Genomic DNA, 7,609 nt, shown 5'->3' on the forward strand with positions numbered 1-7,609 from the left:
GCGAGGTCGCGCGCTCCGCGTAGTGCCCGACGAGGAGGAACGAGAGCACGCTCGTGAGCTCCCAGAAGATGTACATGACCAGCATGTCGTCCGAGACGACGAGGCCGAACATCGAGAACGCGAACGCCGTGAGTTGCGCCGAGAACAGGTGCAGGCGGGGTTCGTCGTCGTGGAAATAGAACGTGCAATAGAACAGGACCAACGCGCCGACGCCCAGCGCGATGAGCGCCATGAGAGAGGACAACGAATCCATCCGCAGGCTCAACTCGAGCCCGAGGGAGGGGATCCATTGCAGGTCGACGGTGGGTTCCTGACTCCATTGCGTCAACACCCAGATCGCCCCGCCCGCGGGGACGAGAGCCAAGACGGCGAAGGCCTTGCGGCCCAGCGCCTTGGTGAGTGGAATCGCTACAAAAGATGCAATGAAGAGGGAACCAAGGACATAAAGCACCAGTGGCCCTCCGAATAAAGTTTCGAATCGTACGCGGTCACTATCTGTTCACAGTATAAGGAAACGGCGTTGTCCGGCGGAGGGCGGCCCATCGGCGGCGGGCAGCCCGATCGGGGTGCGGATAAATGCCAGGTGCCGGGTTTAGCTGGTCGGATAAGGGGCGCCCCCGGGTGGTTTCGGGGTTTGTGACGGCGGAGGTGCGTGGATTTCCTCGTGGTGCTTGGGCGCCGGGACGCGGGCTTGCCGCAGTGGGTGCGTGCTGGACGGGCCGGGTGCGCGGACCAGCCGAGTCGGGTGGGCGCTAGGCGAGTTGGGTTCGCGGATTAGGCGAGTCGTGTGGAGGCGGAGATCATGGCGTTCCGCGCGGACTCGGGTCCCGTCCGGCCGAGGCCGAGGGCCCACGTCCGGCCGTGTCCCCCGTTGCCCGCGTGATGCCCCTGGCAGCGAATGATCGTCGCCCACGTGTCGCCGGTGTGGTGCTGATGGAAGCGTTCGATCTCGATGCCGTGGCCGAGCTCGTGGAGCATTTCGCTGCACGCGGCTATTTCTCCTGCCGCGATGACCGTGCAGCGGTGCGCGGCAGGGCCGGTGGCGGAGGTACCGAAGATCGCCTCGAAGCGGCGCACCCCGCGGCCGAGGTTCGTCTCGTTCCAGTCGCGCAGCCGCAGACCTTCCGGTGTCGGGGCGTAGGTGGAACAGAACTCGCGCCAGCCCATGCCGGTCGATTCGGCGGCGAGCTCGCGGGGCAGCGCGCGGCCGAAGCGCGCGGTGTACGGGTGCTCTCTGGCGGCGGCGGTGGTTGCGGTGGTGGGACGTGCCGGGGCGGCGGGCGATGCCGTGGTTGCCCTAGCCTGCGTCGTGGAAGTGGCCGTCGGCGCCGCGGCATGCATCGCAGCCGTGGCCTGAGCCGTCATCGCCTTGTTGAAAGAATGAGCGTCCATCGTTCTTGTGATCCTCGGGGTCGGTGCCGATAAAGGGGGCTGACCGACGCGCAGCAAGGGGACGCGGGCGAGGTGTCGGTCCTAGTTGTGGACCCCGCCGCGTCGGCCTACTACGAGAAGCATGGACTGCATGGGGACAAAACTATCGCCGTGAGCGCGCGGAGGCAAGATTTTCGGGACGAGCGTCCCGCTATGTGGAACCCCGTCGCGCGGCGTCCGCGGATCGCCCGCGGATCACGCCGTTCGCCGGGTTTCACACCGTGCGCCGCGATTCACGTCCCTAGGCCAGGGGTTTAACGGTGTGAAACGGGGCGAAGAGTGTGAAACGGCCGGCGAAGCCTATGCCCGACCGCCCCGCCGCTACTCGGCCTCGCGGGTTCCCGCGTAATTCCGCAGGCTCTCGACCTGCGCGGCATCGAGCGACGGTCGGACAGAGCGGCGTGCCACCGACACGTCGTCGGCCGTGACCTCGGCGGCCTCGATATCGCGGCGCATCGCCGTCATCGCGGCTTCGCGAAGGAGCGCTGCGCAATCCGCCGCCGAGTACCCATCGAGGTCCTCCGCGAGCGCATCGAGATCCACCGAATCGGCGAGCGGCACCGAGCGCCCCGCGGTGCGGAGAATCTCGGCGCGCGCGGCCGCATCGGGCGGTGGCACGAAGACGAGGCGCTCGAGTCGGCCCGGGCGTAACAAAGCGGGGTCGATGAGTTCCGGGCGATTCGTCGCCCCGAGCACTGCTACGTCGGTGAGCGGCTCGGCGCCGTCGAGCTCCGTGAGCAGCGCCGCCACCACGCGGTCGCCCACCCCGGAATCCGAGGACTGCCCGCGGCGCGGCGCGAGCGCGTCGACCTCGTCGAGGAAGATCAGCGACGGGGCGGAATCGCGGGCGCGCTGGAACAGCTCGCGCACCGCCTTCTCCGACGAGCCGACCCACTTGTCCATGAGCTCTGCGCCCTTGACGATGTGCACCGTGAGCTTGCCCGACGCCGCGAGCGCCCGCACCACGAACGTCTTGCCGCAGCCGGGCGGCCCGTAGAGGAGCACCCCGCGCGGCGGTTCGATGCCGAGGCGCGCGAAGGACTCCGGGTGCTGCAGCGGCCACAGCACGGATTCGGTGAGCGCCTGCCGCGTCTCGACCATGTCGCCGACATCGTCGAGCGTGATCGACCCCAGCGACACCTCCTCCATCCCCGACCGCGACATCGGCCGGATCACGCGCAGCGCGCCCTCTAGGTCCGATTGCTCAATCCGAGGTCCGGAATTCTTGCTGGTGGAAGGCTGTTTTGTGACGTCTCCTGCCGGATCCTCCCCGGCCCCCGCCCAGCGGCTCGCCGCCCGCATTCCCGCCTCGCGGCACAGCGCGCGCAGGTCGCCGGCCACGTATCCCGGCGTCCGCGCGGCGATATCGGCGAGATCGAGCTCCCCGCTCGGCACGCCGGAGAGCATCGCCGAGAGCACCGCCTCACGGCCCTTCGCATCGGGGAGCGGCAGGTCGAGGACCCGGTCGCAGAGATCGGGGCCGCGCAGCCGGGAATCGGCGGACTCGGCCGCCATCGTGGTCACCACGAGCGCGGCACCTTCGGCGCGGGCGACCTCGCGCAGCTCGGCGAGGATCAGTGTGGCGACGGGTTCGGGCTCGGCCGGCAGCAACGCGTCGACGTCGGTGACCAGCAGCACCCCGCCGGACGAGCGCACCTCGGAGGCGAGCGCCTGCACGGCCTCGAGCCGCTGATCGGCAGACAGCGAACCGGCGAGCGGACCGTCGAGCGCCACGCAGGGCCGTTCGCCACACACGCTGCGCACTAGCGTCGACTTCCCCACGCCCGCAGGCCCGGTGACCATCACGGCGAGGTGGCCGGCGGCGCCGAGCGTACTGAGCAGTTCGGGCTCGTCGAGCGCGAGTTCGAGCCACGTCTCGAGGGTCTCCGCCTGGACCTCGACACCGACGAGCTCGGCGCGGGGGATCAGGTCGATCTCCGAGCGCGCGAGATCCGCGATCCCCGCGCTCGCCCGGCCGGACCGCTGCGCGGAGCGCGAGGCCGTGGCTTCGCGGGAGCCGGCATCCGTTCCACCGCCCGCCACGGAGGTGTGGGCCCCGCGGTGCGTTGCGTCCGCCGTCATACGCAGGGATGACGACGGAGTTCCGTGCCCGCCGGGCGTTCCGGCGGAAGGGGCGGCGGATTCCCACCGCACGGCCGTGCTCGGCCGGATGGACACCGAGCCCGTCGGCACGGTCTGGGTCACGGTGATGAGCTGCGAGGACCACGCTGCTCCGAGGTAATTGGACAGCGTGCGCGTGGTGTCTCCGGTGGGGAACGACGGCCCGAGGTCGCGGGGCATGAGGGTCAGCGAGTCGCCGACGCGCGCGACCTTGCCGAGCAGCGCCGAGCGGAGGACGCGGTCGGAGACGGTCGCCTGCGCGAGGCGCGGCCCGTCGACCACGATCTCCTCTGCCGTCGTGAGATCCGCCGCGCGCACGATGACCCGGGAATCGTCCGTGAGACCGCAGTTCGAGGCGATCACCTCGTCGACGATGCACAGCGCCTGCGAGGTGTCTTCGGGCGAGGCGGCGGCGACGGCAGGCGTGGTCCGCGCGCCGACCAGCTCGACCGCGTCCCACTGCCGCAGCCCGAGCGCCGCGAGGACCTCGGGGTGCAGGCGCACGATGCCGCGGCGGGCGTCCGCGGCGGAGGCGAGAACGCGGAGGGTGAGAGTCAACTCGGCGGAATCAGTCACGCGTCCAGGGTAGAGGAGGCCGCCGCGGGGAGCGGCTGCCCGGAAGTCCTCCTCCGGGCATGACGGCGGAGGCCGCTGCCCGCTCAGCCGTCCCGGCGCGGGCTGCCGTGGACCGGTCGCCGTGGGCAGATTGCACTCGGAGAGCCCTAGGCGGGGCCGCAGAGCGATCTCCCCTCCGCGTTGCATGCACTTCTTGTCGATTTGGGCCCGGATCGAGCCCGGAATCGACAAAAAGTGCATGGTTCGGCCGGAAATACGCGATCGCCCCGGTGCAACAGCACCGGGGCGATCGATGTGGCGGCCGGGATTCCGGCGCGGGGCGAACTACCGCCCGGCGGATCCCGCAGTGGTGTCGGACTCCGCGGAGGTCCCGTCCGAGCGGCCCTCGGCCTCCTCGTGGACGTCCGAGGCGGCGTTGTCCTCGTCGGCGCCGTCCCCCGGGGCCACGTCGTAGGTAAGCGTCTCCGCGAGCGCCTTCTCCTTGACGAACGACATGATGATCGCCGCGACGATGCCGAGCGGCGCGATCACCAGGAAGATCGGCAGCAGCGCATCGTTGTACGCGTGCACGATAGGCTGGCGGATTGCGTCGGGCAGCGTGTCGACCATGGCAGGGGTCAGCGAGTGCGCGTCGCCCCCGCCACCGCTGGCAGCCTGCCCACCGAGTGCGTCCGTGAGGCGCTCGGTGAGACGCGAGGCGAACACGGCGCCCACCAGCGCGGAACCGACGGTCGCGCCGACCTGGCGGAAGTAGTTCACCGCGCCGGTCGCTGTACCGACGATCGAACCGGGGAACGAGTTCTGCACGATGAGCGTGAGGATCTGCATTGACAAGCCGATGCCCATGCCGAGCACCGCGAGCGAACCGAGAAGCTCCCAGCGCGGGGACTCCGGGTGGAGGTTCGACAGCAGGAACAGGCCGAGCGCCATGATCACGGTGCCGACGACCGGGAAGAACTTGTACCGGCCGGTGCGCGAGACGATGATGCCCGAACCGATCGAGAACACGAGCAGCGAGGCCATCATCGGGGTCATGAGCAGGCCGGCCATGGTCGCGGACACGCCGGTGACCATCTGGATGTAGGTCGGCATGTAGCCGAGCGCGCCGAACATCGCGATGCCGACGCAGATCGCGGCGAGCACGGCGAGCGAGAAGTTCCGCTCCTTGAAGAGGGTCATCGGGATGGCCGGAACCTCGGCGCGGAGCTCGACGAACACAACGGCGACAGCGAGCACCACGGTCGCGATGATCAGGCCGATGATCGTCCCGGACGCCCAGTCGTACTTCGTCCCGCCCCAAGTGCAGGTGAGGACGAGGCAGGTGGTCGCCGCGGCGATAAGAGCCATGCCGAGGTAATCGATCTTCGGCCGGTTCGCCTGCTTGGTGTGCGGGAGGTTGAGGAAGATCGAGACGAGCACGATGGCGAGGATGCCGAGCGGGATGTTGAACCAGAAGGCGTAGCGCCAGCCCGGCCCCTCGGTGAGCCAGCCGCCGAGCAGCGGCCCGGCGACGGACGACACGGCGAAGACCGCGCCCATCGCGCCCATGTACTTGCCGCGCTGGCGGGCGGGGACGACATCGGCGATCGCCGCCTGCGAGAGAATCATCAGCCCGCCGCCGCCGAGGCCTTGGATCACGCGCGAGAGGATCAGCACGCCGATCGAGTTCGCGAGCGCGCCGACCACGGAGCCACACATGAAGATGAGCACCGCGAAGAGGATCACGGGTCGCCTGCCGAACAGGTCGGAGAGCCGCCCGTAAATGGGCATGACGACGGTCGACGCGAGAATAAAGCCGGTGATGACCCAGGTCATCTGATCGACGCCGTGGAGCTCGCCCACGATGGTGGGAAGCGCGGTCGACAGCACCGTCTGGTTGAGAGCCGCCATGAGCATCGTCGCCATGAGGCCGATGAATACGGCGGGGACGTTGACGTGCGGGATCGCCTCCGTGCCGGCAGCTGCGGGCTCGGGGACAGACGGGTTTTCTGTCGTGGTTGTTGACATAGGAGTCCCAAAATCTTCTCAAGGCCGCCGATCGGGCGGCCGGAATTCTAAGTAGCGATTTAAGATACGACCTCGTATCTTGACTCCGTCGATACTAAGCGTATTGAATTAGATACGCAAACGTACCTAAGGGGGGAGTCGATGGGAACTCGCCGGCGAGGGGAAGACCTCGAGAAGGCGCTGTACGCCGCAGCGTGGGAGGAGCTCTCCGAGTCCGGTTATTCGGGGTTCACCTTCGAGGCTGTCGCGACCCGGGCGCAGACCTCGCGAGCCGTGCTCTACCGCCGCTGGGCGGACAAGGGCGAGCTCGTGCGTGACACGATCGCCCACCATTTCAAGCTCTTCGCGCGCGACGTCCCCGACACCGGTTCATTCCGTGGGGATTTGATTGCCCTGCTCGAGCAGTCGAACGCGACGCGGGAGCACATGCTCACCGGGATTCGCGTCCACCTGAGCGGGTACTACGAGGCCACCGGACAGAGTCCCGCCGAGCTGCGCAAGCACGTGCTCGGCGAAGGGCCCGACGTGCTGGAGGTGGTGTACAGCCGCGCCATCGAGCGCGGGGAAGTGGACCCTGAGAAGGCGACGCGGATGGTGCGCAAGGCGCCGTTCGCGGTGCTCCGCAGCGAGATCTTGACCACCCGGGACCGGGTGCCGCGCGCCACGCTCGAGGAAATCGTCGACACCCTCGTGCTTCCGCTGGTCACGCCCGCCCATAGTACGGTCTGAGCGCTCGGACAGTTCGGGCGCTAGCTAGCGCCGCTCGACGAGCTCGGCGCAGGCGTCCCAGAGTTTTTCGGCAACTCCGACGTCATAGCTGCGCTTATTCGACGCGACCGGGCGCGGGAAGCCTTGAACCTCGCCCGGCCCATCGGGGCCGATGTACCAGCCTCCGGGCAGATCCGGCACCGTCGCCGCGTAGAGCTCGGGCAGCGCACCGCGGCTGGCCGGCTGAGCGAGCAGCGGCAGGGAATTGCCGAGCTTCATGATCTGGCGCACCACCGGATTGTCGCTGCGCGTCTGAAGGTTCGTGGCCGAATAGCCCGGATGCGCGGCGACCGCACGCAGCGATGAACCTTCGCGCACGAAACGGCGCTGCTGCTCGTAGGCGAGCATGACGCACGCGAGCTTCGACTGCCCGTAGGCGAGCCACGAATTATAGGAGCGTCGCTCGTAATTGAGGTCGTCGAGGTTGATCCAGCCGAGCTGATGCATGATCGAGCCGAGCCACACGACGCGGTCGGTGATTTTGTGCTCGAGCTCCGCGGTGAGCGCGAAATGCCCCAGCACGTTGACGCCGAACTGCTGCTCGAATCCCTGCGCGGTGCGACCGAGCGGGATATCCATGACGCCGGCGTTGTTGATGAGCACGTCGACGCCGCGATCTTCGATGCCCGACACGAACGAGTCGACCGAGCGAAGGTCGCCCAGGTCGAGCTCGTGAACCTCGGCCAGCCTGCGCGAATCCGCGGGC

Annotated in this window: 5 protein-coding genes and 1 pseudogene; 1 reads left to right on the forward strand and 5 read right to left on the reverse strand. The window is 68.6% G+C overall.

From position 1 onward, the window contains the following. The 4 genes and pseudogenes from V7E05_RS13045 to V7E05_RS13060 all read right to left on the reverse strand — a co-directional run. Positions 1 to 451, reverse strand: a pseudogene (locus tag V7E05_RS13045) (Na+/H+ antiporter subunit A); the annotation flags it as partial. Between the two features lie 323 nt (positions 452 to 774). Next, positions 775 to 1,392 carry a hypothetical protein gene (locus V7E05_RS13050; protein WP_333620075.1) on the reverse strand — a complete coding sequence of 206 codons (618 nt, stop codon included), beginning with the start codon at positions 1,390 to 1,392 and terminating at the stop codon, positions 775 to 777. A 360-nt stretch (positions 1,393 to 1,752) separates the two neighbouring features. Beyond that, on the reverse strand, positions 1,753 to 4,128 hold the full coding sequence (locus V7E05_RS13055; protein WP_333620076.1) for an AAA family ATPase: 2,376 nt from the start codon (positions 4,126 to 4,128) through the stop codon (positions 1,753 to 1,755). 324 nt (positions 4,129 to 4,452) lie between these two features. Then, a complete protein-coding gene (locus tag V7E05_RS13060; RefSeq protein ID WP_333620077.1) occupies positions 4,453 to 6,135 on the reverse strand; it encodes an MDR family MFS transporter in 1,683 nt (560 codons plus the stop codon). A gap of 141 nt (positions 6,136 to 6,276) precedes the next feature. Here V7E05_RS13060 and V7E05_RS13065 point away from each other — a divergent pair, with 141 nt between their 5' ends. Beyond that, on the forward strand, positions 6,277 to 6,864 hold the full coding sequence (locus tag V7E05_RS13065; protein ID WP_333620078.1) for a TetR/AcrR family transcriptional regulator: 588 nt from the start codon (positions 6,277 to 6,279) through the stop codon (positions 6,862 to 6,864). A gap of 24 nt (positions 6,865 to 6,888) precedes the next feature. Here the strand turns inward: V7E05_RS13065 and V7E05_RS13070 are convergent. After that, positions 6,889 to 7,609, reverse strand: a 721-nt coding sequence (locus V7E05_RS13070) for an SDR family NAD(P)-dependent oxidoreductase (RefSeq protein ID WP_333620079.1), incomplete at its 5' end; no start/stop codon positions are given.

The organism is Dietzia sp., from assembly GCF_036741115.1.
Taxonomy (GTDB): Bacteria; Actinomycetota; Actinomycetes; order Mycobacteriales; family Mycobacteriaceae; genus Dietzia.